The organism is Micromonospora citrea, from assembly GCF_900090315.1.
Lineage (GTDB): Bacteria > Actinomycetota > Actinomycetes > Mycobacteriales > Micromonosporaceae > Micromonospora > Micromonospora citrea.
The window spans coordinates 6,240,297-6,265,733 of sequence record NZ_FMHZ01000002.1; the positions used below are offsets into that span (position 1 = coordinate 6,240,297).

The following is a 25,437-nucleotide window of genomic DNA, read 5'->3' on the forward strand; positions in this document are numbered from 1 at the left end:
GGGCGGCACGACGGGGGAGGGGTGCGGCATGGCCGGCGGGCCGGAGCTACGCGAGCTGGAGTGCTTCCTGGCGCTCGCCGAGGAACTGCACTTCGGCCGCGCCGGTGAGCGGTTGCGGGTGTCGCAGAGCCGCGTCAGTCAGCTCCTCGCCACCCTGGAGCGGCGGATCGGTGGCCGGCTCGTCGACCGCACCAGCCGCCGGGTCGCGCTCACCCCGCTGGGGCGACGGCTGCTCGCCGGGGTGGGGCCCGCGTACGCGGCGCTGCGGCAGGCGGTCGAGGAGTCCCGAGACGCCGCCCGGGGCGTGCACGACGTGCTGCGCCTCGGATTCCAGGGGCACGTCGACGCGGGCATCGCCGCCGCCGTCAACGCGTACCAGGCGCCCGGCCGGCGGGTGGACCTGACCGAGCTGCCGCTCAGCGACCCGTTCGGGGCGCTTCGGCGCGGCGAGGTGGACGCCGCGATAGTGCTGCTGCCGGTGCGGGAGCCGGGCCTGGCGCTGGTGCGGGTCTTCTCCCGGCAGCAGCAGACCGTCGCCGTGTCAGCGCGGCACCCGTTCGCCGCGCTCCCCGCCGTGGACGCCGAGCGGTTGGCGGGGCTGCCGTTGATCGGCCCGGCCACGCCCGCGCCCGAGTACTGGCGGGCCGAGCAGGCGCCCGCCGTCACGCCCGACGGCCGGTCGATCCCGCCCGGGCCGGCGGTGACCACCCTGCAGGAGGGCATCGCGCTCGTCGCGGCCGGCCGCGGCGGCATGCTGGTGTGCCGGCGTACCGCGGGATTCCAGCCCCGCCCGGACGTCGCCTTCGTGCCGGTCACCGGGCTGCCGGAGTCGGCGCTCGGCCTGGTCGTGCGGGCGTCGGGCCCCGACGCGCGGGCCTTCGCCGCCGCCCTGCCCGCCGCGTGACCCCTCGGACGGTCGGCCGCAGCCGCCCCGGCCGGGCCCGGCCGAACCGGTCAGGCCGGTCCGCCCCCGGCGGCCTCGACGTCGACCGGGCCGGCCCAGCTGCGCTCGAAGAGGTCGGCGAGGGCGGCCACGACGCCAGGGTTGCGGATCACCAGCGCCCCGCCGCGGCGTCCGTCGCCCGGCGCGCCGGAAAGGAACGCGATCCGCCGGTCCACCAGCACCATCCACTGCACCGGGTGTTCGGCGGCCCGGTGCCGCTCCCCGCCCTGGTGCGCCCCGGCCGACCGGGACGCAAGGCGCCGGTGGACGATCGTGCGCCACCCGGAGCCGGCGCGACCCTGCCCCGGCGGGAGACGGAGCAGGGTCTCCAGGTGCGCCCCCCGGTCGGGTTGCACGGTGAGCACCTCGTGCGCGTCGCGGGTCACGGACCACAGCCGGTCGGCCACCAGCGTCGGGTCGTCGATGCGCTCGACGTCGGTGCCGTACCGGCCGGCGGTGTGCGCGACGTCGGCCTCCGGCGGCGACGCGGCGTGGCCCCGGCGGATCGAGGCGTACAGCCGGCGCAGCTGCGGGCCCGGCTCCGTGCCGAGCTCCCGGGCCAGCCGCCGGTCCAGCGCCCGGTAGGCGGCCACCGCCTCGGCCGACCGGCCGGTGCCGTGCAGGGCCCGCATCAGCAGACCGTGCACCGACTCCCGGTACGGGTGCGCGGTGGTCAACGCGACCAGCTCGCTGACCACCTCGTGGTGCCGGCCGGCGTCGAGGTCGAGGGCGATCCGTCGGTGGAGCGCGGCCAGCCGTTCCTCGACGAGCACCGGCACGAGCGACTGCGCCAGCGGGGCCTCGCCCAGGCCGGCGAGCGGCACGGCGCCGCGCCACTGCGTCAGCGCCCGGCGCAGCAGTTCGCGGGCGTGCTCGCCGGTCGCCGCGCCGGCCGCCCGAACGAGCGCCCGGAAGCGGTGCACGTCCACCCGGTCGGGCGCGACGTCGAGCAGGTAGCCCGGCGGCCGTCCGCGCAGGTCGAGAGTGGGCAGCGCGTGGCGCAGCCGCGAGGCGTACACCTGCACGGCCTTGCGGGCGGCGGCCGGCGCGCGCTGCCCCCAGACGGCGTCGATCAGGTCGTCGACCGGCACCACCCGGCCGGGCTCCATCAGCAGCGCGGCCAGCATCGTGCGCTGCTGCGGCGCGCCCAGTGGTATCTCGGTCCCGTCCCGGGTCGCGGTGACAGGCCCGAGCAGGTGCAGATCGATGACGGCGTGTGACATGCGGCCTCCCCCGAAGACGGCCGCAATCCTACGGACGTCCACCGTGGACGGGATGCCAGCCGATCGTTAACCGACCGTCGCTACCGTGCCCGCCGCGGCCGGTGCCGCCGCGTCGCGACGGCACCGGCCGACGTCGGTCATCGATCACAGGGAGCGAGATGAGAAACCCTCTTGCCCTGGTCACCGCGGCGGTCGTGCTGACCGCCGCCGTGCTGACCAGTGGCGCCGCGCAGGCGGCCCCCGACCCGGGCCCCGCGCCGGCCGCGGGCCGTACCGTCGGCACCGCCCAGCAACCCCAGGCGCCGGACGTGGGGGCGAAACCGCCGCCGGTCCAGCGTGCCAAGCCGTTCAAGGCGGTGCCACCCACCGGCGGGAAGCGGAAGAAGGCCGCCCCGCCGGACTTCGGGCCCGACGAGAAGATCCTCTCGGCGTACCACCGGGGGAAGCTCTCCCGCGACGAGGCGGTGCGGTACGGCCTGGCCGCGATGCGGGCGCCCGGTTCGGTGCCGACGCACCTGCGGCCCACCGGTGCGATCCGCGATCCGCAGCGCTACCTGACCTACCTGTCCATGTTGGCGGCGGACGCCGCGCCCGACGCGGCACGGAGCATCGCCCCGAGCGTCACCGCGCCGGCCGGTGCCTCCGCCGCGCAGGAGGAGTACAACGACTGCGTCGAGCCGCACGAGTACCTCAACGTCACGTTCCGGTGCCGGGCGGCCTCGGGTGATTTCCTCATCATGTACAACATCGCCTCCGGCAGCCAGCCGGGCGTTCCCGCGAAGTTCAACGGCAACGGTCGAGCGACCGCGGTGCAGTACATGCTGAACGCGCTCAACCTCGCGGTGGCCGAGTACCGGGCGATGGGCTATCCGCTGCCGGTGCGGGAGGACAAGCCCTGGGTGCTGGTCTACGGCGTGGACGAGCTTCCCGTGATCGGTGGCTTCGGCATCGAGATCACCGCGCCGTTCGTGCTGCCGTTCGGGATGAACCAGCAGGCCACCATCCTGGTGCCGCACAGCGAGGACGACTGGGACTACATGCCCAGGCACGAGCTGTTCCACGTCATGCAGTACCAGTACTGGGACCGCAGCGACGTCGGGATCGACTTCATCACCGACTTCCTCGGGGGCAAGGAGTTCGGCTCGATGAACTGGTGGATGGAGGCCACCGCCGAGTGGGCCGCCCACCAGACGTACGTGCGCATGCCGTACGTGCCGATCTCGGGCAGCGACAGGCTGTACGCCCGCAACGTCTACGACGTGCTGAGCAAGCCCGGCGCGGCGATCAACTCGTGGGGCGGGCTCGGCGGCGGGCCCCAGTACGGCGCGTTCCTGCTGCCGGCCTACCTCACCGAGCAGGTCGACGCGGCATTCGTGCGGCGCACGTGGGAGAGCGTCCGGGACCACGACCACCTGCCGATCGAGGCGATCCGGCACACCGCGCAGGGCTACGGCCTCAACTTCAAGGACATGCTGCTCGGCTACCACATCGCCAACTACCGGCTGGCCAAGGCGAACGCCGCGCCCGCCCCCACGCCGGACGCGTGGCGCAACTACGGCTACACCGACGCCCACGCCGGCACGTTGTGGCGCAACGAGCTCATCGGCATCACCCCGACCGGCGACGACGGGCTCGGCTTCGCCCGGCCGGCCCGCAAGAAGCACTCCACCCCCGCCGGCACCCACGTCACGTACCAGGACATCCTGCGCAAGGGCGGCGCCGTCTACCACGACTTCTGGGCGGTGCAGAACTCCGGCGACTCCAGCTGCGGGTACTGCTCCACGCTGCTGGTCGACGTCACCAAGGACACCAACCGCAGCTCCGCGGTGGTCGTCTGGAACCGCTCCGGCGGCGGCGGGACGGAGTACCCGAGCATCCAGACCGTGCGCTACCCCGACGCGGGCGGCCTGATCACCGTGCCGAACTTCAAGTACCCGATGGTGGCCACCCTGGTCTCCACCTGGACCGAGCTGGACATCCACTCCGAGGACGCGGCCAACAGCCCGAAGACGTTCTCCACCTACGTGGAGACGACGCTGCCGCTCAAGCCCCGCTCGTGCACGCTGCGCCCGCTCTCGGTGAAGAGCGTGGAGATCAACGTCGAGCCGCAGGGCACCTTCAACCGGTACGCGGCCAGCACGCCGGACGGCTGGACCGGCGGCGACTCCACGTACTCGGTCAAGCTGCCGGACGGCCGGCTCGTCTGGCTCTTCTCCGACACGTGGATGGGCCCGCTCAACGGCGACGGCACCCGGCCGGTCAGCGCGCCGCTGGTGAACAACACGTTCGTGGTGCAGAACGGCGGCAACCTGAGCACCTACCACGGCGGCACCTCGGGGTCGCCGCAGCCGCTGATGCCGCCCTCCGGCCCCGGCAAGTGGTACTGGGTCGGTGACGGCCACCTCTCCGACGGCCAGCTCCAGGTCGTCTACCAGGAGTACGAGCGGTTCGGCTCGGGCGCCTGGGACTGGCGGTTCAACCGCAACGTGGTGGCGAACTTCGCCCTGTCCAACCTGCGCGAACCGGTCAGTGTGCGGCAACTGCCGTCGGCCAGCGGGGTGGCGTGGGGCTCGGCGCTGCTGCCGGCCAGCCGCAGCATGGACGGTTTCACCTACGTCTACGGGGTCGACGACTCGCCGATCAACAAGCAGATGCGCATCGCCCGGGTCTACGGCGACGACCTGGCCGACGGCACCTGGCAGTACCACACCCCCTGGGGGTGGACGTTCCGGGAGCAGAGCTCCCGCAACCTGCTCACCGGCATCGCCAACGAGTACAGCGTCACCCCGTGGGGCGGGCAGTTCCTGCTGCTCAGCCAGGACAGCACCCAGGCGTTCAGCGGCCAGATCAACGCCTGGACGTCCTGCTCGCCGTTCGGCCCGTTCACCCAGAAGACGCCGGTCTACCGGATGCCCGAGCCCGGGCCGTACGGCAGCTACTGGAACCCGAACGTCATCTCGTACAACGCGCACGTGCACGCGTCGCTGAGCTCGGGTGACACGTTCATCGCGTCGTACAACGTCAACAGCATGGACACCCGGATCTCGCCGGACGGGGACCACTACCGCGATCCGGGGATCTACCGTCCCCGGTTCTTCCGGTTCACGCTCGGCTGAGTCCTCCGGTCGGGCCGGGGCGCGCCCCGGCCCGACCGGAACCTGCGGCCGGCCGTCGGGCGGCGTCCCGCGTCCGGCCGCCGCGGGTCAGGCCGTGGCGGGCGCGCCGATCGGGCTCCACGACGGGCTCGCGCCGGTCGCGGTCCTGGCTCTGCGGTGGAACCTCCCCGTGGTCCAGCGGACCGGACACGGTACGGGGTGCCAGGCGGTCGCCCCCGAGGCCTGGCCGAAAGCTCGCGGCCGGGGACTGGCGATTTCACCGATGCGCGGTCCCCGCCACCGACGAAGACTGATGCATGTCGATATGCCCCGACCCGCAGGGAGTGCCCGACGTGTCATCACCCACCACCACCCGCCCCCGTTCCGCCGTCCGCGCCGCCGGGCTGGCCCTGGCCGCCGCCCTGGCCGCCACCGCCGCCCTGGCGGCCCCACCCGCAGCCAGCGCCGCCGACAACCCGTACGAGCGCGGTCCCGCCCCGACCGTCGCGCTGCTGGAGGCCAGTCGCGGCCCCTTCGCCACCGCCTCGCAGAGCGTCTCGTCGCTGAGCGTGACCGGCTTCGGCGGCGGGGTGATCTACTACCCGACCAGCACCAGCGAGGGCACCTTCGGCGCCGTCGCCATCTCGCCCGGCTACACCGCCGCCTGGTCCAGCATCGACTGGCTCGGGCCGCGGATCGCCTCGCACGGCTTCGTGGTGATCGGCATCGAGACCAACACCCGCCTCGACCAGCCGGACAGCCGGGGACGACAGCTGCTCGCCGCGCTCGACTACCTCGTGGAGCGCAGCTCGGTGCGCGGCCGCATCGACCCCACCCGGCTCGCGGTGTCCGGGCACTCGATGGGCGGTGGCGGCAGCCTGGAGGCCGCCGTCGCCCGGCCGTCGCTGCAGGCCGCCGTGCCGCTCGCGCCGTGGAACCTGGACAAGAGCTGGTCCGACGTCCGGGTGCCGACGCTGATCATCGGCGGTGAGAACGACAGCGTCGCGCCCGTCTCGTCGCACTCCGAGCCGTTCTACACCAGCATCCCCGCCAGCTCCGAGAAGGCGTACCTGGAGCTCAACGGGGCCAGCCACTTCTTCCCGCAGACGGTCAACACGCCCACCGCCCGGCAGGCGGTGGCCTGGCTGAAGCGCTTCGTCGACAACGACACCCGCTACGAGCAGTTCCTCTGCCCGGGCCCGAGCGGCAGCGCGATCCAGGAATACCGCAACACCTGCCCGAGCGCCTGACGGGCACCGGGGCGGCCGCCGCGGGCGGCCGCCCGCGGCGGCGCGTCCGGCCCCGCGATCGACTGCCCCGCCGGTGCGGAAACCGAATGGTCCCGCCGCCCGGCGGACGGAGATCGTGGTGCGTGGCGCGACGGCGTATCGAAGGTATTGACGGCGGACCTCAGAAACGTACACTCCCAGTGTAAATAACTGCCATCGAACTCCGAGGATGGGTGATGGAGCAAGGGCTCGCGCTGCACCACGTCGGGGTGCGTTTCGGTGGCCTCACCGCCCTCGACGACGTCTCGCTGCGGGTGCCCCCCGGCCGGGTGGTCGGGGTCATCGGCCCCAACGGCGCCGGCAAGACCACCCTGTTCAACGTCGTCTGCGGCTTCGTCACCCCGGACGAGGGCTCGCTGACCCTCGACGGTCGGCCGCTGCGACCCCGCCCGCACCGGCTGACCCGGCTGGGCATCGCCCGGACGCTCCAGGGCACCGGGCTGTTCGCCGGCCTCACCGTGCTGGAGAACGTCATGACGGGCGCCACCCACACGGCCCGCGCCGGGTTCCTGCCCGCCCTGCTCGGGCTGCCGCGCAGCGACCGCGACGAGCGCCGGCTGCGCCGGCACGCCCTCGACGTGCTCGACGGCCTGGGCATCGCCGGGCACGCCGACGCCGCGCCGGGCACGCTGCCCTTCGCCGTACGCCAGCGGGTCGCACTGGCCCGCGCGCTCGCCGCGCGGCCCCGGCTGCTGCTGCTCGACGAACCCGCCGGCGGTCTCGGCGGCGACGACGTCGCCGAGCTGGCGGAGCTGATCCGTGCGCTGCCCCGGCGGGCGGCCGACCCGTGCGCGGTGCTGTTGGTGGAGCACCACATGGACCTGGTGATGTCCGTCTGCGACGAGATCGTCGTGCTCGACTTCGGCCGGGTGATCGCGGCCGGCACGCCGGACGAGGTGCGCGACGACCCGGCCGTCACCGACGCCTACCTCGGCGCCGCCGTCGACGAGGCCGCGGCATGACCGAGCGGACCACCGGGCTCGGCGCGCTGCCGCCGCCAGCCCGCCCGGAGCGGAGCGGGGCGCGGGCATGAGCGACGGGGACCTGCTCGTGGTGCGCGGTCTGGTCGCCGGCTACGGCGGCGCGCCGGTGCTGCACGGGGTCGACCTCACCGTCCCGGGCGGCACCATCGCGGCGGTGGTCGGGGCCAACGGCGCCGGCAAGACCACCCTGCTGCGGACCCTGTCGGGCATGCTGCGCCCGGCCGCCGGCCGCGTCGTGCTGGCGGGGGAGGACCTGCGCGGCGTCCCCGTGGAGCGGCTCGTGCGCCGCGGCATGGCGCACGTGCCGGAGGGGCGCGGCGTCGTCGGCGAGCTGACGGTGGAGGAGAACCTGCGCCTCGGCGGGCTGTGGCGGCGCGACCGGCCCGACGCGGCCCGCGCGCTCGACGAGGTCTACCAGCTCTTCGAGCCACTGGCCCGGCGGCGACGCCACCTCGGCCACCAGCTCTCCGGCGGCGAGCGGCAGATGCTCGCCCTCGGCCGGGCCCTCGTGGGCCGCCCCCGGCTGCTGCTGCTCGACGAGCCGTCGCTCGGGCTGGCGCCCCGGGTGGTGGCCCAGACCATGGCCCTGCTGCGCCGGCTGCGCGACCGCACCGGGCTGACCGTGCTGCTCGTCGAGCAGAACGTGCGCAGCGCGCTCTCGGTCGCCGACCAGGGCGTGGTGATGTCCCTGGGCCGGGTCGTGACCACCGCGCCCGCCGCCCGGCTGCGCGACGACACCGACCTCCGCCACGCCTACCTCGGCTTCTGACCACCTCGTCCCCGCATGGGAGGACCGTTGGACCGCTTCGTCTTCCTCACCCTCGACGGCCTGTCCAGGGGGGCGGTCTACGCGGCGTTCGCGCTGGCCCTGGTGCTCATCTGGCGGGCCGCCCGGATCGTCAACTTCGCCCAGGGCGCGATGGCCGTCGCCTGCGCCTACGTGGCCTACGGCGTCGCCGCCGCCACCGGCTCGTACTGGCTGGGGTTCGTGGCCGCGCTGGCCGCCGGGCTGCTCCTCGGCGCGCTCGTCGACGTGGCCGTGATGCGCTTCGTCGACCACGCGTCGCCGCTCAACCCGGTGATCGTCGCGCTCGGGCTGGTGCTGCTGATCCAGGCGGTGCTGGGCATGGTCTACGGCAACGAGTTCCGCCCCGCCGAGGCGCCGTTCTCCCGCACGGCGCTGACCGTCGGCGGGGTCGCCGTCCTCTCCCCGTACGACCTGTTCGTCTTCGCCGCGGTCGCGGTCGTGGTCGTCGGGCTGGCCTGGACCTTCACCCGCACGGCGGTGGGCCTGCGGATGCGCGCGGCGGCGTTCGCCCCCGAGGTCTCCCGGCTGCTCGGGGTGAACGTCGGCGGCATGCTGACCCTCGGCTGGGCGCTGGCCTCCGGGGTCGGCGCGCTGGCCGGCATGCTGGTCGTCCCCACCGAGCTGGGCCTGCACCCGCACGCGATGGACCTGGTCTTCGTCTCGGCGTTCACCGCCGCCGTGGTCGGCGGGCTGGACAGTCCACCGGGGGCGGTGGTCGGCGGCCTCGCCGTCGGCCTGGTGCTCTCCTACGTCAGCGGGTACGCCGGCAGCGACCTCACCCCGCTCGCGGTGCTGGTGCTGCTGCTGGCCGTGCTGCTGGTCCGCCCGGGCGGCCTGTTCGCCCCGGTCGCGGCGAGGCGGGTGTGACCGCCACCCGGGCGGCGACCGCGCCGAGCGCGCCGGTCACCGCCGCCGGTCCGGACGACGCGCGCCGCGTCCCGACCCTGCTGCGTCACCTCGGCGTCGCGGCCGTCGCCGCGCTGCTGCTGGTGGCCGCCAGCTACGGGCTGGAACCGTTCCGCAACTTCCAGCTCGCCACCGTGGCGGCCTACCTCTGCGCCACCGCCGGGCTGACCGTCCTCACCGGCCTCAACGGGCAGCTCTCGCTGGGGCACGGCGCGCTGATGGCCACCGGGGCGTACACCGTCGCGCTGTGCCAGAACGCGTTCGCCGACGCCGGGGCGACCGGCGGCTGGCTGCTGGCGGTGTCGCTGGGCGCCGCCGTCCTGGCCGCCCTCGCGGTCGGCGCCGTGGTCGGGGTGGCCGCCGCCCGGCTGCGCGGCCCGTACCTGGCCGGCGTCACCCTCGCCGTCGCGGTGGTGGTGCCGGCGCTCACCGTCACCTTCGACGGTGTCCTCAACGGCGAGCAGGGGCTGGCGGTGCCGGTCGAGCCCCCGCCGGCCGCGCTCGGCCCGTACTTCCCCTACGAGCGGTGGCAGCTCTGGGTCGCCGCGGCGGCCACCCTGCTCGCCCTGCTGCTGCTGGCCAACCTGGTCCGCAGCCGCTACGGCCGCACCTTCCGGGCGGTCCGCGACGACGAGGTCGCCGCCCGGCTCGCCGGCATCCACGTCGCCCGCACCCAGGTGCTCGCGTTCGTGGTCAGCGCCGCCGGCGCCGGACTCGGCGGTGCCCTGCTCGCGGTGCTCGCCCAGAGCGTGTCGCCGGGGGCCTTCTCGCTGACGCTGTCGCTGTTCCTGCTGATGGCCGTCGTCGTCGGTGGCCTGGGCAGCCTGAACGGTGCGGTCTGGGGCGCCGTGCTGCTGGTAGTCCTGCCCGACCTCACCCACGCCCTGACCGAGAAGCTCGATCTCTCCCCGGCGGCGGCGCAGCGGATGGAGGGCAACCTCCCGCTGGCCATCTTCGGGGTGACGCTGGTCCTCGTCATGATCGCCGCTCCCGGCGGCGTGCAGGGCCTGCTGGCCCGGCTCGGCCGGGCCCTGGCCGCTCGCCTGCCGGGCCGGCGACGCTCCTGAACCGTCCGGTCCCCCGCACGCGCACCCACCCCATCCGCCCACCACCACCCAACCGGACCGAGGAAAGGTCGGTGTCCCCATGCGACCCTCGACACGACGCGCTGTCGCGATCGCCAGCGCCATCACCCTGCTCGCCGCCGCCGCCGGCTGTGGTGACGACGGCGGCGGCGCAGGCCGCGGGCCGGTGCCCGGTGTCACCGACACCGAGATCGTGGTCGGCACCCACATGCCGCTCACCGGCCCGGCGGCGGCCGGCTACTCCAAGATCGCCCCGGCGACGAAGGCGTACTTCGACCACGTCAACGCCAACGGCGGGGTGCACGGCCGCAAGATCACCTACAAGGTGATGGACGACGGGTACAACCCGGCGAACACCCAGCAGGTGGTGCGCCAACTGGTCCTTCAGGACAAGGTCTTCGCCATCCTCAACGGGCTCGGCACGCCGACGCACAGCGGCGTGCTGGACTTCCTCAAGAGCAACCGGGTGCCCGACCTCTTCGTCGCCTCGGGCAGCCGCAGCTGGGACCAGCCCGACCGGTATCCCGGCACGTTCGGGTTCAACCCCGACTACACGGTCGAGGGCAAGATCCTGGCCCACCACGTCAAGACCGAGCTGCCCGGACGCAAGGTGTGCTTCCTCGGCCAGGACGACGACTTCGGGCGGGACAGCCTGGCCGGCGTGGAGAAGGTGCTGGGGGCCGGCGCCGTGGTGGCCAAGCAGACGTACGTCACCAGCAACCCCAACGTGGCACCCCAGATCGGGGCGTTCAAGGCGGCCGGGTGCGAGGTCGTCATCCTCGCCACCGTGCCCGGCTTCACCGCGCTCGCCGTCGGCACCGCCGCGCGGCTGCGCTTCAGGCCCCAGTGGCTCGTGTCCAACGTCGGCGCCGACCAGCCGACCTTGGCCAAGCAGCTCGGCGCCAACGCGGGGCTGCTGGAGGGCATGATCGGCGCCAACTACCTGCCGATGCAGAACGACACCGCCAACCCCTGGATCCAGCTCTTCACCAAAATCAACAAGGAACACAACGGTGACGCGCCGTTCGACGGCAACACCGTCTACGGCATGGCGGTCGGCTACCTCTTCGTCCAGGTGCTCCAGGCCGCCGGCCGGGACCTCACCCGGGAGGGCGTGCTGGAGGCGGTCGGCAGGGGCGGCCACCAGGGCCCGGGGCTGGCTCCGCTGCGGTACTCCGCCACCGATCACTCCGGCTACGGGGGGCAGCGGCTCAACCGGGTCAGCGGGGGAGCGCAGACCTACTTCGGGCCGACGTACGAGACCGACGAGGGCGACGGGCCGGTGCGCGAGTACGCGGCCCAGCCGGTGGCCCCGCCCGCCAACGGGATCCCGTCGGCCTCCTGAGTCCCGCAGACCGGGCGCGGCCGGCGACCGCGCGAGCGCCCGACCGGTCGGCGCGGCGGTGCCGGCGCGAGTGCCGTGACCGGTGGGTGCGGCCGGTGCCGGCGCGAGCGCCTCGACCGCGCCCGGTCCAGGGTGGCCGGGCGCGGTCGGGCGCGCCGTGGGCCGGGGTCAGCTCAGCCGCTCGATGATCATCGCCATGCCCTGGCCGCCCCCGACGCACATGGTCTCCAGCCCGATCCGCCGGTCGTGCCAGCGCAGCGAGTTGATCAGGGTGGTGGTGATCCGGGCGCCGGGCGCTCAGGCCCGTGGCGACTATCCGGGCCAGCGGGGTCACCCCCAGCTCGCGGGCCCGCACGTCGGACATCACGACGAGCGCGGCGGCGCCGTCGTTGAGCGGGCAGCGGTTGCCGGCGGTCACCGTGCCGTCGGGCCGGAACACCGGCGGGCGGCCCGCACGCTCGTGGCGGCCAGGTCGTCGGCGCGCGGGTCGCGCAGGGAGCCCTTGTGCGCCCGACCGATCGGTGATCGGGCGGCGGCGACGATGACGGCCTCCGGCAGGGCGGAGGTCCCTTTCCCGAGCGGGGAACAATACATGCACCGGCGGTGCAGTTATCTTGGCGGCCGTGTCAACGGAATGTGAGAAGCTCACCGGAGTTCCTCGTTGACGCCCCGGCACCCCCCTCCTACTATCTGCATCGTGAATGCAGATTCAGGCCGGTTGTCCGGCCAGGTGGCTCTCGTCACCGGGGCCAGCCGCGGGATCGGTCTCGCGGTCGCCCGCCGGCTGGTCGCCGAGGGCGCCCGGGTCGGTCTGACCGCCCGGCGTCCCGAGGCGCTGGCCGAGGCCGTCGCCGAGCTGGGCGGCCCCACCCGCGCCGTGGCCGTGCCCGGCCGGGCCGACGACGCGGAGCACCGCCGGGAGGCGGTCCGGCTGGTCACCGAGGCGTTCGGGCCGGTGGACGTCCTGGTCAACAACGTCGGCATCAATCCGGTCCACGGGCCCCTCGCCGAGCTGGACCTGGCCGCGGCCCGCAAGATCCTCGACGTCAACCTGGTCGGCGCGCTCGGCTGGGTGCAGGAGGTGTGCGCCGCGGGGATGGCCGAGCGGGGCGGCTGCGTCGTCAACGTCTCTTCGATCGCCGGCCTCACCCCGTCGCCCGGCATCGCGTTCTACGGGGTGAGCAAGGCGGCCCTCAACCACCTCACCGCGTGCTTGGCCGTCGAGCTCGCCCCGGCGGTCCGGGTCAACGCGGTCGCCCCCGCGGTGGTGAGGACCCGCTTCGCCGCGGCGCTGTACGAGGGCCGGGAGGAGGAGGTCGCCCGCGCGTACCCGCTCGGGCGGCTCGGCGTACCGGAGGACGTGGCCGGTGCGGTCGCCTTCCTCGCCTCCGCCGACGCCGCCTGGATCACCGGGCAGACCCTCGTCCTCGACGGCGGCGTCGGCCTCGCCGGCCGGATCGCGGGATGACCCCGCCGCCCGCCGCGCGCGGGCTGACGGTGGCCGGGGCGGGTGTGGTGGTCACCGGTGCCGGGTCCGGCATCGGGGCCGCGCTGGCCGCCCGGTTCGCCGCCGACGGCGCCCGGGTGGTGGTCAACGACGTCGACGCGGTGGCGGCCCGCGCGGTGGCGGCGCGCATCGGCGGGCACGCCTGCCCGGGCGACGCGGCCGATCCCGCCGGGGTGGCCGCACTGGTCGGCTTCGCCCGGGAGCGCCTCGGCGGGGTCGACCTGTTCTGCGCCAACGCCGGGGTGGCCCCGGGCGGCGGCGTCGACGCCCCCGACGAGGCGTGGGAGCGGGCCTGGCGGGTGAACGTGATGGCGCACGTGCTCGCCGCGCGCGAGCTGCTGCCGCACTGGCTCGCCGCCGGCCGGGGCCGGCTGCTGGTCACCGCCTCCGCGGCGGGGCTGCTCACCCTGCTCGGCAAGGCGCCCTACTCGGTCACCAAGCACGCCGCGCTGGCGTTCGCCGAGTGGCTGCGGGCCAGCTACGCCCACCGGGGGATCACCGTCCAGGCGCTCTGCCCGCAGGGGGTACGCACGCCGATGCTGGCCGCCGCCGACGACCTGAGCGCCGCCCTGCTCGACGCCGGCGCGGTCAGCTGCGAGCAGGTGGCGGAGTGCGTCAGCGCGGCGCTGGCCGACGACCGCTTCCTGGTGCTGCCCCACCCGGAGGTGGCCGCCTGGTACGCCCGCCGCGCCGCCGACCCGGACCGCTGGCTGCGCGCCATGAACCGGACCCAGCGCGCCGCCGAGCGCCGCCGGCATGGCTGAGTCGCCGGACCCCCACGGGCCGGCCGGGAGGTCTCGCCGCCGCCCCGCGCCGGTCGGCCGGCGGGGACCCTGCCGGCGGCGCCGTGACGTGGCACGCCGGCCCGGCGGGCGCGCCGCCGCGGTCTCGCGCCCGCGGGCCTGCCGGCGGGACCCCGGGGTGGCGCCCCGGCCGGCGGGCGGGCCGCTTCCACCGAGGACGGAGAACGCCTGATGGACTTCCGCCACGACGAGACCACCGAGCGACTGCGGGGGCGGCTGCTCGCCTTCATGGCCGAGCGGGTGTACCCGGCCGAGCCGGCGTTCGAGGAGCAGGTGCGCGCCCGGGCCGATCCGTGGGCCGCCCCGCCGGTGGTCGCCGAGCTGCAGGCCGAGGCACGTCGCCGCGGCCTGTGGAACCTCTTCCTCCCCGGCGGGCACCCCGGGGTCACCGTCCGCCGCGGCCTGCGGACCTTCGGGTACGACGACGGCGACCACGGCGGCCACGCCGAGATCGACTTCGTCGACGTCCGGGTGCCGGCGGGAAACCTGATCGGGGCGGAGGGCGACGGCTTCGCCATCTCCCAGGCCCGCCTCGGGCCGGGCCGGGTGCACCACTGCATGCGGCTGCTCGGCATGGCCGAACGGGCCCTCGAGCTGATGTGTCGCCGGGTCGGCGACCGGAACGCGTTCGGCGCGCCGCTGGCCGAGCAGGGCGTGATCCGGGACTGGATCGCCGAGGCGCGGGTCCGCGTCGAGCAGGCCCGGCTGCTGGTGCTCAAGACCGCCTGGCTGATGGACACCGTCGGCAACCGGGCCGCGCACACCGAGATCCAGGCGATCAAGATCGCGGTGCCGGCGACCGTCGAGTGGGTGATCGACCGGGCCATCCAGGCGCACGGGGCGGCCGGGCTCAGCCAGGACACGCCGCTGGCCGGGCTCTGGGTCCGGGCCCGCGCGCTGCGGCTGGCCGACGGCCCGGACGAGGTGCACCGGCAGTCGCTGGCCCGTCGTGAGCTGCGCCGGCACCAGCCGGATCGCGACACGGCGCGCGTCTAGACTCGCGAGGCGGTGGGCGCGATGGCGGCGGCGAGGGGGAGAGCGCGGATGGGCGGGGTCGAGGCGCCGGGCCGGGTCGACGGGCGGACGGCCCGGGCGGCGCGCACCCGGGCGGCGATCGTCGAGGCGCACCTCGCGCTCATCTCGGAGGGCGACCTGCGACCGACCGGCGAGCGCATCGCCGAGCGGGCCGGCATCTCGCTGCGGACGCTCTGGACCAACTTCAAGGACATGGAGACCCTCTTCGAGGCCAGCGGCGCGGAGGTGCTGCGGCAGCAGGACGCCGCGTACCGGCCGATCTCGCCCGCGCTGCCGCTGGCCAAGCGGGTCGACGCCTACTGCCGGCAACGCGCCCGGCTGCTCCAGCTCATCGCGCCGTCGGCCAGGGCCGCGCAGATGCGCGAGCCGGTGTCCGAGCAGCTGCACCGCAACCGGCTCAAGCACATCGCCCGGGTCCGCGACGAGGTGGAGCGGCTCTTCGCGGCGGAGCTGGCCCAGGCGGGGCCGGGTCGGGAGCAGCTGGTGCACGCCCTGGTCGCGGCGAGCATGTGGCCGGCGTGGTCGATGCTGCGCGACGGGCTGGGGCTCGGCGTCGACCAGGCCAGGGCGGTGATGGCCCGCACCGTGGGCGCGCTGCTGGCCGGCGCGGCGGCCGGCTGACGCTGCCCGCCCGGGCGGCAGCCGACTCTTTCCTTCCGGTTACTTATGGGTAAAACTCGATGCATGGTTAGTGCATCGAGAGTGCAACTATCCGGGCTGTGGGGCCGCGACGCCGAGTGCCTGGCCGTCCGCCGGCTGCTCGACGGCGCCCCGGACGCGGGGGCGGCGCTGCTGCTGCGGGGCGAGCCGGGCACGGGCCGCAGCGCCCTCGTGGCCTACGCCCACCGCCACGCCGGGGATCGCGCCGTCCTGACCGGCGCCGGCCTGGCGGAGGAGGCGGAGCTGCCGTACGCGGGCCTGCAACGCCTGCTCGACCCCGTGCTCGACCGCGCCGTCGCGCTGCCCGAGCCGCAGCGCCGGGTGCTGTGCCGGACGCTGGCCGGCGAGGGCTGCCCCGCCCACCGTCGCCTCGCCCTGTCGACGGCCGTGCTGAGGCTGCTCGCCGTCGCCGCCCGGGAACGCCCGCTGCTCTGCACCGTCGACGACGTCGACCGGGGCGACCGGCCGACCGCCGACGTGCTGGGCTTCGTGGCCCGCCGGCTGCGCCACCTGCCGGTCACCGTCCTGCTCACCGCCGGTGCCGACACCGCGTTCGGCGGGGTGCCCCAGCACCGGCTCGCGCCCCTCGACGAGCGCGCCGGCACCGCCCTGCTCGCCGACCGCGTGCCGGGGATCGCGCCGGCGGTGGCCGCCGCGCTCACCGCGATCGCCGGCGGCAACCCGCAGGCCCTGGTCGACCTCGCCGAGGTGCTCAGCCCCGGGCAGCGCCGGGGCGACGAGCCGCTGCCCGAGGCGCCGCCGGTCGACGGGGCGCTGGGCCGCGGCTACCGGGCCCGGCTGGAGCGGCTGCCCGCCGACACCCGCCGCGTGCTGCTGCTCGCCGCGCTCGACGAGGACGGCGAACCGGCCACCCTGGTGCGGGCCGCGCGCGCCGCCGGCACGACGGTCGAGGCACTCGCCCCGGCCGAGGCCGCCGGCCTGGTCCGGGTCGGCCCAGGGCGGGTCGCCCTGCCGCAACCGCCGGCCCGGGCGGTGGTCGTCGACGGCGCGCCGCTGGCCGAGCGGTGCGCGGCCCACCTGCTGCTCGCCGGCGTACTCGACGGCCCCGCGCAGCGGCTGCGCCGCGCCCTGCACCTCGCCGCCGCGGCCGAGCGCCCGGACCCGGCGCTGGCGGCGGAACTCGAGGCGGCGGCCGCCGACGCGACGGGGGAGGACGCGGCGGCGGCGCTGCACCGGGCCGCCGAACTCAGCGTCGAGCCGCGGCACGCCGCCGCCCGCCTGGTGGCCGCCGCCCGCCACGCCTGGTCGGCCGGCCGGCCGCAGCGGGCCCGCCGGTTGCTGGCCGGGCTGCCGCCCGGCCCGGCCGACCCCGTCGTGGCGGGCCGGGCCGAGCTGCTCCGCGGGGAGCTGGAGCTGCGGTGCGGCTCGCCGTCGGTCGCGTCGGCCACGCTGCTGGCCGCCGCCGGGCCGGTGTCCGGCGCCGACCGGCTCGCCGCCCTCGGCGCGCTGGTGCGGGCCGGCGAGGCGGTCTGCTTCGCCGGCGACCAGTACCGGTACGCGGAGGTGGCGCGACGGGTGGCGGCACTGCGCCGCCCCGGCGACCCGCCCGCCGCCGAGCTGATGGCCTCGCTGGTCACGGGGGCGGCCGCCACGCTGCGCGGGGACCACGACCAGGGCGGGCCGGCGTTGCGGCGGGCCGTCGTGCTCGGGAACCGGTTGACCGGGCCGGCGCTGACCCCGACCGCCCTGACCTGCGCGGCGGTCGCCGGCCTGCTGGTCGCGGTGGACAACGCCGCCCACCGGCTCGCCGGGCGCGCCGTCGAGCTGGCGCGCGCCGGGGGAGAGCTGTCGGTGCTGCCCCGGGCGCTGGAACTGCGCGCGATCGCCGAGTACTGGCTGGGCCGGCACGAGGCCGCGGCGGACAGCTCCCGGGAGGGCCTGCGCGTCGCCCGCGACACCGGTCAGGTCAACTCCGCCGGCGTCCACCTGGGCATGCTGGCGGTGCTGGCCGCCGTCCGGGCCGACCGGGACGCGAGCCTGCGCCGGATCCGGGAGATCGGCGAAGGGCCGGCCCCGCACAGCCGGCCCCGGGCCCTGGCGCAGTGGGCCCTCGCGGTGCTCGACCTGGTCGACGGCCGGCACGCCGCCGCGGCGGCGCGGCTGACGGCGCTGGCCCGGCCGGGCACCGGCCGCGGGCAGGTGCTGATCCAGGTGATGGCCACCCCGTACCTGGTGGAGGCCGCCGCGGGCTCGGCCCACCGGCCGGCGGCCGCCGCCGCGCTCGCCGTCTTCGACCGCTGGGCCAGCAGCACCGCCAGCCCGTCCCGCCGGGCGCTGTCGGCGCGCTGCCACGCGCTGCTCGCGCCCCGGGGCAGCGCCGAGGCCGAGCGCCGGTTCCGCGACGCGTTGCGGCTGCACCCGGGGGACGCCGCCGCGTTCGAGCGGGCCCGCACCGAGCTGCTCCTCGGCCGTGAGCTGCGCCGCAGCCGTCGCCCCCGGGACGCCCGCGAGCACCTGCACGCCGCCCGGGAGACCTTCGACCTGCTCGGGCTCGCTGCGTGGGCGGAGCAGGCCACCACGGAGCTGCGGGCGGCCGGGGAGTCCGTCGGCGGGCCGGACCTGTCGGCGGCCCGGCTGCTCACCGGCCAGCAACTGCGGATCGCGCAGCTCGTCGCCGAGGGCGCCACCAACCGGGAGATCGCCGCCCGGATGTTCCTCTCCACCCGCACCGTCGACCACCACCTGCGCAACATCTTCCACCGGCTCGGCATCCGCTCCCGCACCGAACTGGCCCGAGCGCTGTCCTAGTTCGACAGCCCGGTCGCGGACGCGGCGCCCGGAATCCGGACCACGCGGCGACCCGGCCGGCCCCGCTTCGTCGACCTGGTTGGCCGGTACCCCTGACGCCACTAGGCTGCGTCCCGTGCAGTCCCTCGTGTCCACGGATCCAGGAAACATCGCCGACTTCCGCCTGTCGGGTGTGCTCGGGAGGGGCGGACAGGGCACCGTCTATCTGGGACAGGACTCTGCCGGCCACAAGGTAGCGGTGAAGGTGCTCAACATCCACGTGGCCGCCGATCAGGCTGCCCGCCGGCGATTCGAGCGCGAGGCGGAGGCGGCGCGCCGCGTCGCGGGATTCTGCACGGCACGGGTGCTGGACGCGGGCGTCGCGGACGGCAGGCCGTACATCGTGAGCGAGTTCGTCGCGGGGCAGACGCTCGACAGTCTGGTGCGCGGCGACGGCGTGCGGTCCGGCAGCGGCCTCGAACGACTGGCGGTGGCGACCCTCACCGCGCTCACAGCCATCCATCGGGCGGGGATCGTGCACCGCGACTTCAAGCCGAGCAACGTCGTCATGGGCGCCGAGGGGCCGGTGGTCATCGACTTCGGGATCGCCCGGGCCTTCGACCAGACCGTCACGAGCAGCGTGATCGGCACGCCGGCGTTCATGGCTCCTGAACAGTTCATGGGCGGCGCGATCGGTCCCGAGGCGGACCTGTTCAGCTGGGCCGGGACGATGGTGTTCGCCGCCACCGGACGGCATGCGTTCGCGGGCGACACGACGCCGTCGGTGATGCGCGCCATCCTGGAGGCCGAACCGGATCTGACGGGAGTGCCGGGCGCGCTGCGTCCGGTGCTCGGGAAGTGCCTGGCCAAGGACCCGAAGCGCCGGCCGAACGCCGCCGAGGTGCTGCGCTGGGTCACCGGGGAGCAGCCCGCGCTCTCGGTCGATGATCAGGCGACCGCCCCGCTGACACCGCCTACGCGTCCGATGTTCGCCCAGCCGCGAACGCGACTGCTCGACCCGGACGAGCGGACGCCCCCGGCCGCCGTGCCCGGTGCTGACCGGCCGAACATTCCACTGCTGACTGCTGCATCGGTAATCATCAACGCCGCCGGGTTGGTCGGGCTCTTGTCCATGCCCATGGCGCTCGACATCAGCATTCTGGCGACAATCAGTATGAGCCTCCTGTTGCTGTCCAGCCCTGTCCTGGGGGCGGCAGTCTGGCGCTACCACATCGGTGCACGGTTCGCCCTGTGCTCGACGCTCCCGTTCAGTCTGCTCTTCCTGGCCTGGCTGGCCACTCCAGAAATGAGTTACGGCTTTCCGGACATGTTGTTCGTGTTCATGCCTCTCGCCCTGCAGGGTGTCGCGTTCGTCGTGGCGGCAGCCTTCCTGCGGCGGACAGGCACGACCGTGACGATCCTCGGGGTGGCCGCCGGCTCGGCGCTGGCGGTCTGCGCGACCGGACGCGTCCTGGCCGGGCTGCCGACCGTCCACGTCGATGACGGCCTTTTTGTATTCCTGATGATGATGGGCGCGGCCAGCATCGTCCTGGGATGCGCATGGGTCACCCTTCTCAGCATCGCGTCGGTGCGCCGGCCCTGACCTGGCTCCACCACTCAACGATTCTCGGCCCTGGCTCTCATCCGCCGCTACGACGGAAGTTCCAGAGGTGGACCGGGTCGCAGCGGGCGCTGCTGACGATCACGCTGCTGATGATCGCGGGGCGGCTGTCGGGATCGGGCGACCGGAGCGCGCGGGCGGCTGGGTCAGGGCCGCACGACGGTGCGGGCGCCCTCGCCGCGGGCCATCCGGTCGAACGCCGCCGCGACGCTGTCCAGGTCGCACCGGTCGGTGATCAGGGGAGCGAGGTCGAGGGTGCCGTCGAGCACGGCCCGGGCCAGCTCGGGCACGTCCCGGTCGGGATCGGACGAGCCGTACACCGAGGAGCGCAGCGTCCGCGCCGAGTGGAAGATGTCCAGCGCGCCGAGGCCCACCACGTCGTCCTTGGCGCCCATGCCGACGACGATGACCTGGCCGCCGCGCCGGGCGGCCCGCCACGCCGTACGGATGGTGGCGCTGCGCCCGACGCACTCGATCGCGTGGTCGACGCCCCGGCCGCCGGTGCGTTCCCGGATCGCCCGGGTGAGCGAGTCGTCGGCGAGCAGGAAGTCGGTGGCGCCGGCGGCGGCGGCCAGCCCCGCCTTGGCCGGCGAGACGTCGACGGCGAGCACCTGCTCCGCGCCGGCGGCCCGGGCGGCCGAGACCACCGAGAGCCCCACCCCGCCGAGCCCGATGACGGCCACCGACTCGCCGGCGGCCACCCGCGCGGTGCGCCGCACGGCACCGACGCCGGTGAGCACGGCGCAGCCCAGCAGCGCGGCGGCCTCGAACGGCAGCTCCGCCGGGACGGGGATCACCGCCTCCTGCGGCACCACCACCGCCTCCGCGAGGGCGCCGAGGCCGAGCGTGACGTGCAGCGGCTCGCCGGCCGCCGTGTTGCCCCGGGCCGCCGCCGGCGAGCCGGAGCGTTCGCAGAGCCAGGGCTCGCCGTGCCCGCAGTACCAGCACCGCCGGCAGGGCGGCGCCCAGTTCAACACCACGTGCGCGCCGGGCGCGACGCGGGAGACCCCCTCGCCGGCCTCGACCACGACGCCCGCCGCCTCGTGCCCGAGCACCAGCGGGTACGGCGGCGCGAGCGTGCCGTCGACCATGGACAGGTCGGAGTGGCAGACCCCCGCCGCCCGGACGTCCACCCGCACCTCGCCCGGCCCGGGCGCGGGCAGGGCCACCTCCTCCACCCGCGGCGGCTCGCCGACGGCCCGGGCGACGAGCGCCCTCACCGCTGGATCGCCTTGGTCTGGAGGAACTCGTCCAGCCCGTAGCGGCCCAGCTCCCGGCCGAGGCCGGACTGCTTGTAGCCGCCGAACGGGGCGAGCGGGTTGAACGGGGCGCCGTTGACGTCGACGGCGCCGGTACGCAGCCGCCGGGCCACCCGCAGCGCCCGCTCGTCGTCGGCGGACCAGACCGCGCCGGCCAGCCCGTACCGCGAGTTGTTGGCGATCGCCACCGCCTCGTCGTCGTCGCCGAACGGGATGACGGCGAGCACCGGGCCGAAGACCTCCTCCTGGGCCAGGGCGCTGTCCGGGTCGACGTCGGCGATCACCGTCGGGGCGACGAAGAAGCCGCGCTCGGGCAGCGGGGCGTCGGGACCGCCGGCGACCAGCCGGCCGCCGTCGGCCAGCCCCCGCGCGACGTGGCCGGTGACCCGTTCCCGCTGCGCGGCGGAGACGAGTGGGCCGAGCCGGGCGGCCGGGTCGAACGGGTCGCCGAGCCGGTAGCCCGCGGCGGCCTTGGCGGCCAGGGTGACGGCCTCGTCGTAGCGGTCGCGGTGCACCAGCAGCCGCGTCCAGGCGGTGCAGGTCTGGCCGGAGTTGAGCAACGCGTTGCCGACCCCGACCTTGACCGCCGTGGCCAGGTCGGCGTCGTCTTGGACGACGTTGGCCGACTTGCCGCCGAGTTCCAGGGCGACCCGGGCGATCCGGTCGGCGGCGAGGTGCGAGATCCGCCGGCCGGTGGCGGTCGAGCCGGTGAAGGAGACCATGTCGACGTCGGGGTGCGCGGCGATCGCCTCGCCCACCACCGGGCCGGTGCCGGTGACCAGGTTGACCACGCCGGGCGGGAAGCCGGCCTCGTGGATCGCCTCGAAGAGCAGGTACGCCGTCAGCGGGGTCAGCTCGCTGGGCTTGAGCACCACTGTGCAGCCGGCGGCGAGGGCGGGGGCGAGTTTCGCGACGACCTGGTGCAGCGGGTAGTTCCACGGGGTGATCGCCCCGACCACGCCGACCGGTTCCCGGACCACCAGCGAGTTGCCGACCGTCTCGTCGGCCGGCGGCCGGGCGGCCAGCTCGACGTAGCTGTGCAGCACGGTCAGCGGCAGGCCGGCCTGGACCCGGATGGCCACCTTCAGCGGGGTGCCCAGTTCGAGGGCGACGGTGCGGGCGATCTCGTCGGCCCGGGCGGTGAGCGCGGCGTGCAGCCGGTCCAGCCGCGCCGCCCGGTCGGCGGGCGCGGTGTCGGCCCAGCCGGGGAAGGCGGCGCGGGCCGCGGCGACGGCCCGGTCGACGTCGGCCGCCGTGCCGGCCGGCACGGTCGCGATGACCTGCTCGGTGGCCGGGTTGCGCACCGCGACGGTCTCCCCGGATCCGGCGGCGGTCCACTGTCCGTCGAGGTAGAAGTCGGTCCGTGCGAGATCCATCGCGCCCCTCACGTACGTCGGCCGAAACTAGCGGTGCAAGTTTTGACCTTAGTACGCCGCGCCGTCGGGCGGGAGGGGCGGCAGCGGCCCGATCTGCGCCTCGTACGTGCGCGACAGCCCGTCGACGAGCGCGTCGAGGCCGAGGGCGAACGCGCCCTCGTCCACCCGCTGCTGGTGCTCGGCCAGCCGGTGGGCCTGGGTCAGGTGCGGGTACTGCTCCGCGTACAGCCCGGGGTCCTCCACGAAGCCGCGGGCGAACGACCCGAGCGCCGAGCCGGCGACGAAGTAGCGCATCAGCGCGCCGATGTGGGTGGCCCGGGCCGGCGGCCATCCAGCGGCGACGAGCCCGCCGTAGACGGCGTCGGCCATGGCCAGCGCGGCCGGCCGGCGCCCCGGCCCCCGGGCCAGGTACGGCACGATGTTCGGGTGCGCCGCGAGCGCCGCGCGGTAGGAGTGCCCCCATCGCCGCAGCGCCTCGCGCCAGTCGACGTGGCCGAAGAACGACACGTCGACCTGGCCGGTGATGCTGTCCGCCACCGCGTCGAGGATCTCGTCCTTGGTGGCGAAGTGGTTGTAGAGCGAGGGGCCCCGCACCCCGAGTTCGGCGGCGAGCCGGCGGGTGGAGAAGCCCTCCAGGCCCTCGGCGTCGATCAGCGCGGCGGCGGCCTCGACGATCCGCTGCCGGCTGAGCAGGGCCTGCCGTGGCCGGGGCATGCGTTCCTCCTACCTCGGGGTGGGTCCGCCGCAGACTCTGCCACACAGGGTCTGGACGGAATTAAACTTGCACCGCTAGTTTATGTCGCATGGACCTTCAGCTCTCCCCCGAGCAGGTCGCGGTCCGCCGGCTCGCCGCCGACTTCGTCGACCGGGAGGTGCGACCGCACGCCACGGCCTGGGACCGGCGCGAGTCGGTCGACCCGGAGATCGTCGGCAGGCTCGGCCGGCTCGGCTTCCTCGGGCTGACCATCGGCGAGGAGGACGGCGGCTCCGGCGGCGACCACCTCTCCTACTGCCTCGTGCTGGAGGAGCTGGGCCGGGGCGACTCGTCGGTGCGAGGCATCGTCTCCGTCTCGCTCGGCCTGGTCGCCAAGTCCATCGCCGCGCACGGGTCCGCGGAGCAGCGGGCGCGGTGGCTGCCCCGGCTCTGCTCCGGCGCCGCGCTCGGCTGCTTCGCGCTGACCGAGCCGGACAGCGGCTCGGACGCCGCCGCGCTCGCCACCCGGGCGGTCCGCGACGGCGGCGACTGGCTGGTCACCGGCGCGAAGACGTTCATCACCAACGGCACCACGGCCGACGTCGCGCTGGTCTTCGCCCGCACCGGCGGCTCGGGGCACCGGGGCGTCACCGCGTTCCTGGTGCCCACCGACGCGCCCGGCCTGACCCGCCGGGAGATCCACGGCAAGCTGGGCCTGCGCGGCCAGGCCACCGGCGAGCTGCGCCTCGACGGCGTACGGGTGCCCGACTCGGCGCGCCTCGGCGAGGAGGGCGCCGGCTTCCGGCTCGCGCTGGCCACCCTGGCCAAGGGCCGCATGTCGGTGGCCGCCGGCTGCGTCGGCATCGCCCAGGGCTGCCTCGACGCGGCGGTCGGCTACGCCGGGCAGCGCACCCAGTTCGGCAAGCCCATCGCCGCCCACCAGCTCGTGCAGCGACTGCTCGCCGCCATCGCCGTCGACACCGCCGCCGCGCGGCTGCTGGTGTGGCGGGTGGCCGACCTCATCGACCGGGGCGAGCCGTTCGCCACCGAGGCGTCGATGGCCAAGCTCTTCGCCAGCGAGGCCGCCGTCCGTGCCGCCGACAACGCCGTGCAGGTCTTCGGCGGCTACGGCTACATCGACGAGTACCCGGTCGGCAAGTACCTGCGCGACGCCCGCGTCGCCACTCTCTACGAGGGCACCAGCCAGATCCAGCAACTCCTCATCGGCCGCGCGCTCACCGGCGTGAACGCCTTCTGACCCCCAGGGAGCACACCGTGACCAGATTCGCCGACCGGGTCGCCGTCGTCACCGGCGCCGCGCGGGGCATCGGCGCCGCCACCGCCCAGCGGCTCGCCGCCGAGGGCGCGGCCGTCGCCGTGGTCGACCTCGACACCGACCGCAGCCGGGCCGTCGCCGACGAGATCGCCGCCGCCGGCGGTCGCGCCGTCGGCATCGGCTGCGACGTGACCGACCCCGACGCGGTCGCCGCGATGACCGAGCAGGTGGTCCGGGCGTACGGCGGGCTGCACGTGCTGGTCAACAACGCCGGCATCACCCGCGACAACCTGCTGTTCAGGATGCCGCTGCCGGAGTGGGAGGCGGTGCTCACCACCAACCTCACGAGCATGTTCCTCTGCTGCCAGGCGGCGCAGCGGCACATGGTCGAGGCCCGCTACGGGCGGATCGTCAACCTCGGCAGCCGCTCCGCCCTCGGCAACCGCGGGCAGGTCAACTACGCGGCGGCCAAGGCGGGCGTGCAGGGGCTGACCGCCACCCTCGCCGTCGAGCTGGGCCCGTTCAACGTCACCGTGAACGCCGTCGCCCCCGGCTACGTGGCCACCGCGATGACCGCCGCCACCGCCGAGCGGGTGGGCAGCAGCCCGGAGGAGCACCAGCGGACGGTCGCCGAGCACACCCCGCTGCGCCGGGTCGCCGAACCGGCCGAGATCGCCTCGGTCGTCGCCTTCCTGGCCAGCGACGACGCCTCGTACGTCAGCGGCCAGACCCTGTACGTCAACGGCGGCGCGCGCTGAGGCGCGCGTACCGTCTCACGGAC

General features: G+C 75.3%; 20 protein-coding genes and 1 pseudogene. 16 read left to right on the top strand and 5 right to left on the bottom strand.

Annotation, left to right across the window (positions count from 1 at the left end; genetic code table 11):
• The first annotated feature begins 28 nt into the window (after window positions 1-28).
• Window positions 29-904, top strand: a complete 876-nt coding sequence (locus tag GA0070606_RS28450; RefSeq protein ID WP_091106298.1) for a LysR family transcriptional regulator — start codon at window positions 29-31, stop codon at window positions 902-904.
• A 50-nt stretch (window positions 905-954) separates the two neighbouring features.
• Here GA0070606_RS28450 and GA0070606_RS28455 read toward each other — a convergent pair whose 3' ends face one another.
• Window positions 955-2,166, bottom strand: a complete 1,212-nt coding sequence (locus GA0070606_RS28455) for an AfsR/SARP family transcriptional regulator (RefSeq protein WP_091106299.1) — start codon at window positions 2,164-2,166, stop codon at window positions 955-957.
• Window positions 2,167-2,324: 158 nt separating this feature from the next.
• On the opposite strand from GA0070606_RS28455, the gene GA0070606_RS28460 reads away from it, so the two are divergent.
• From GA0070606_RS28460 to GA0070606_RS28490, 7 genes are all read left to right on the top strand, one after another.
• Entirely contained in the window at window positions 2,325-5,282 is a 2,958-nt protein-coding gene (locus tag GA0070606_RS28460; protein WP_091106300.1) for a glycoside hydrolase family 183 protein, read from the top strand.
• Window positions 5,283-5,578: 296 nt separating this feature from the next.
• Window positions 5,579-6,511, top strand: coding sequence for an alpha/beta hydrolase family protein (locus GA0070606_RS28465; protein ID WP_091106301.1), 933 nt, complete (start codon window positions 5,579-5,581; stop codon window positions 6,509-6,511).
• 215 nt (window positions 6,512-6,726) lie between these two features.
• Window positions 6,727-7,512, top strand: a complete 786-nt coding sequence (locus GA0070606_RS28470) for an ABC transporter ATP-binding protein (protein ID WP_091106302.1) — start codon at window positions 6,727-6,729, stop codon at window positions 7,510-7,512.
• A gap of 67 nt (window positions 7,513-7,579) precedes the next feature.
• Window positions 7,580-8,302: an ABC transporter ATP-binding protein gene (locus GA0070606_RS28475; RefSeq protein ID WP_091106303.1), complete on the top strand. Its 723-nt coding sequence runs from the start codon at window positions 7,580-7,582 to the stop codon at window positions 8,300-8,302.
• Window positions 8,303-8,329: 27 nt separating this feature from the next.
• Window positions 8,330-9,208: a branched-chain amino acid ABC transporter permease gene (locus GA0070606_RS28480; RefSeq protein WP_091106304.1), complete on the top strand. Its 879-nt coding sequence runs from the start codon at window positions 8,330-8,332 to the stop codon at window positions 9,206-9,208.
• Complete coding sequence (locus tag GA0070606_RS28485; protein WP_091106305.1) at window positions 9,205-10,314, top strand: branched-chain amino acid ABC transporter permease; 1,110 nt, start codon at window positions 9,205-9,207, stop codon at window positions 10,312-10,314. Before GA0070606_RS28480 ends, GA0070606_RS28485 begins: the two co-directional genes overlap by 4 nt.
• Window positions 10,315-10,393: 79 nt before the next feature.
• Window positions 10,394-11,677, top strand: coding sequence for an ABC transporter substrate-binding protein (locus tag GA0070606_RS28490; protein WP_091106306.1), 1,284 nt, complete (start codon window positions 10,394-10,396; stop codon window positions 11,675-11,677).
• Window positions 11,678-11,845: 168 nt separating this feature from the next.
• On the opposite strand, the pseudogene GA0070606_RS28495 reads toward GA0070606_RS28490, so the two are convergent.
• Window positions 11,846-12,119 (bottom strand): annotated as a pseudogene (locus GA0070606_RS28495) (thiolase family protein); the annotation flags it as partial.
• A 255-nt stretch (window positions 12,120-12,374) separates the two neighbouring features.
• Between GA0070606_RS28495 and GA0070606_RS28500 the strand changes: the two are divergent.
• From GA0070606_RS28500 to GA0070606_RS28525, 6 genes are all read left to right on the top strand, one after another.
• Window positions 12,375-13,145 (top strand): SDR family oxidoreductase, encoded by a 771-nt coding sequence (locus GA0070606_RS28500; protein ID WP_091106307.1) that lies wholly within the window; start codon window positions 12,375-12,377, stop codon window positions 13,143-13,145.
• Window positions 13,142-13,948 (top strand): SDR family NAD(P)-dependent oxidoreductase, encoded by an 807-nt coding sequence (locus GA0070606_RS28505; RefSeq protein ID WP_091106308.1) that lies wholly within the window; start codon window positions 13,142-13,144, stop codon window positions 13,946-13,948. Before GA0070606_RS28500 ends, GA0070606_RS28505 begins: the two co-directional genes overlap by 4 nt.
• Window positions 13,949-14,158: 210 nt before the next feature.
• Window positions 14,159-14,983, top strand: a complete 825-nt coding sequence (locus GA0070606_RS28510; RefSeq protein ID WP_091106309.1) for an acyl-CoA dehydrogenase family protein — start codon at window positions 14,159-14,161, stop codon at window positions 14,981-14,983.
• A 48-nt stretch (window positions 14,984-15,031) separates the two neighbouring features.
• A complete protein-coding gene (locus GA0070606_RS28515) occupies window positions 15,032-15,643 on the top strand; it encodes a TetR/AcrR family transcriptional regulator (protein ID WP_091106310.1) in 612 nt (203 codons plus the stop codon).
• 81 nt (window positions 15,644-15,724) lie between these two features.
• Window positions 15,725-18,451: a helix-turn-helix transcriptional regulator gene (locus GA0070606_RS28520; RefSeq protein ID WP_245724850.1), complete on the top strand. Its 2,727-nt coding sequence runs from the start codon at window positions 15,725-15,727 to the stop codon at window positions 18,449-18,451.
• Window positions 18,452-18,566: 115 nt separating this feature from the next.
• Window positions 18,567-20,033: a serine/threonine-protein kinase gene (locus GA0070606_RS28525; protein ID WP_176737461.1), complete on the top strand. Its 1,467-nt coding sequence runs from the start codon at window positions 18,567-18,569 to the stop codon at window positions 20,031-20,033.
• A 164-nt stretch (window positions 20,034-20,197) separates the two neighbouring features.
• Here GA0070606_RS28525 and GA0070606_RS28530 read toward each other — a convergent pair whose 3' ends face one another.
• The 3 genes from GA0070606_RS28530 to GA0070606_RS28540 are packed head-to-tail and all read right to left on the bottom strand — an operon-like array spanning window position 20,198 to window position 23,400.
• Window positions 20,198-21,271, bottom strand: a complete 1,074-nt coding sequence (locus tag GA0070606_RS28530; protein WP_091106313.1) for an alcohol dehydrogenase catalytic domain-containing protein — start codon at window positions 21,269-21,271, stop codon at window positions 20,198-20,200.
• Window positions 21,268-22,686, bottom strand: a complete 1,419-nt coding sequence (locus GA0070606_RS28535) for an aldehyde dehydrogenase family protein (protein ID WP_091106314.1) — start codon at window positions 22,684-22,686, stop codon at window positions 21,268-21,270. The genes GA0070606_RS28530 and GA0070606_RS28535 overlap by 4 nt, the downstream gene beginning before the upstream one ends.
• Before the next feature lie 48 nt (window positions 22,687-22,734).
• Complete coding sequence (locus GA0070606_RS28540) at window positions 22,735-23,400, bottom strand: TetR/AcrR family transcriptional regulator (RefSeq protein ID WP_091106315.1); 666 nt, start codon at window positions 23,398-23,400, stop codon at window positions 22,735-22,737.
• Between the two features lie 89 nt (window positions 23,401-23,489).
• On the opposite strand from GA0070606_RS28540, the gene GA0070606_RS28545 reads away from it, so the two are divergent.
• Window positions 23,490-24,638, top strand: coding sequence for an acyl-CoA dehydrogenase family protein (locus tag GA0070606_RS28545; RefSeq protein ID WP_091106316.1), 1,149 nt, complete (start codon window positions 23,490-23,492; stop codon window positions 24,636-24,638).
• 17 nt (window positions 24,639-24,655) lie between these two features.
• Window positions 24,656-25,414: a 3-oxoacyl-ACP reductase FabG gene (gene fabG, locus GA0070606_RS28550; RefSeq protein WP_091106317.1), complete on the top strand. Its 759-nt coding sequence runs from the start codon at window positions 24,656-24,658 to the stop codon at window positions 25,412-25,414.
• The last annotated feature ends 23 nt before the right edge of the window (window positions 25,415-25,437 follow it).

Bases quoted from the DNA above. Each gene is read 5' to 3' on its own strand.
- GA0070606_RS28450 (WP_091106298.1), top strand. From the start codon at position 29: ATGGCCGGCGGGCCGGAGCTACGCGAGCTGGAGTGCTTCCTGGCGCTC.
- GA0070606_RS28455 (WP_091106299.1), bottom strand. From the start codon at position 2,166: ATGTCACACGCCGTCATCGATCTGCACCTGCTCGGGCCTGTCACCGCG.
- GA0070606_RS28460 (WP_091106300.1), top strand. From the start codon at position 2,325: ATGAGAAACCCTCTTGCCCTGGTCACCGCGGCGGTCGTGCTGACCGCC.
- GA0070606_RS28465 (WP_091106301.1), top strand. From the start codon at position 5,579: ATGTCGATATGCCCCGACCCGCAGGGAGTGCCCGACGTGTCATCACCC.
- GA0070606_RS28470 (WP_091106302.1), top strand. From the start codon at position 6,727: ATGGAGCAAGGGCTCGCGCTGCACCACGTCGGGGTGCGTTTCGGTGGC.
- GA0070606_RS28475 (WP_091106303.1), top strand. From the start codon at position 7,580: ATGAGCGACGGGGACCTGCTCGTGGTGCGCGGTCTGGTCGCCGGCTAC.
- GA0070606_RS28490 (WP_091106306.1), top strand. From the start codon at position 10,394: ATGCGACCCTCGACACGACGCGCTGTCGCGATCGCCAGCGCCATCACC.
- GA0070606_RS28505 (WP_091106308.1), top strand. From the start codon at position 13,142: ATGACCCCGCCGCCCGCCGCGCGCGGGCTGACGGTGGCCGGGGCGGGT.
- GA0070606_RS28510 (WP_091106309.1), top strand. From the start codon at position 14,159: ATGGACTTCCGCCACGACGAGACCACCGAGCGACTGCGGGGGCGGCTG.
- GA0070606_RS28515 (WP_091106310.1), top strand. From the start codon at position 15,032: ATGGGCGGGGTCGAGGCGCCGGGCCGGGTCGACGGGCGGACGGCCCGG.
- GA0070606_RS28535 (WP_091106314.1), bottom strand. From the start codon at position 22,686: ATGGATCTCGCACGGACCGACTTCTACCTCGACGGACAGTGGACCGCC.
- GA0070606_RS28540 (WP_091106315.1), bottom strand. From the start codon at position 23,400: ATGCCCCGGCCACGGCAGGCCCTGCTCAGCCGGCAGCGGATCGTCGAG.
- GA0070606_RS28545 (WP_091106316.1), top strand. From the start codon at position 23,490: ATGGACCTTCAGCTCTCCCCCGAGCAGGTCGCGGTCCGCCGGCTCGCC.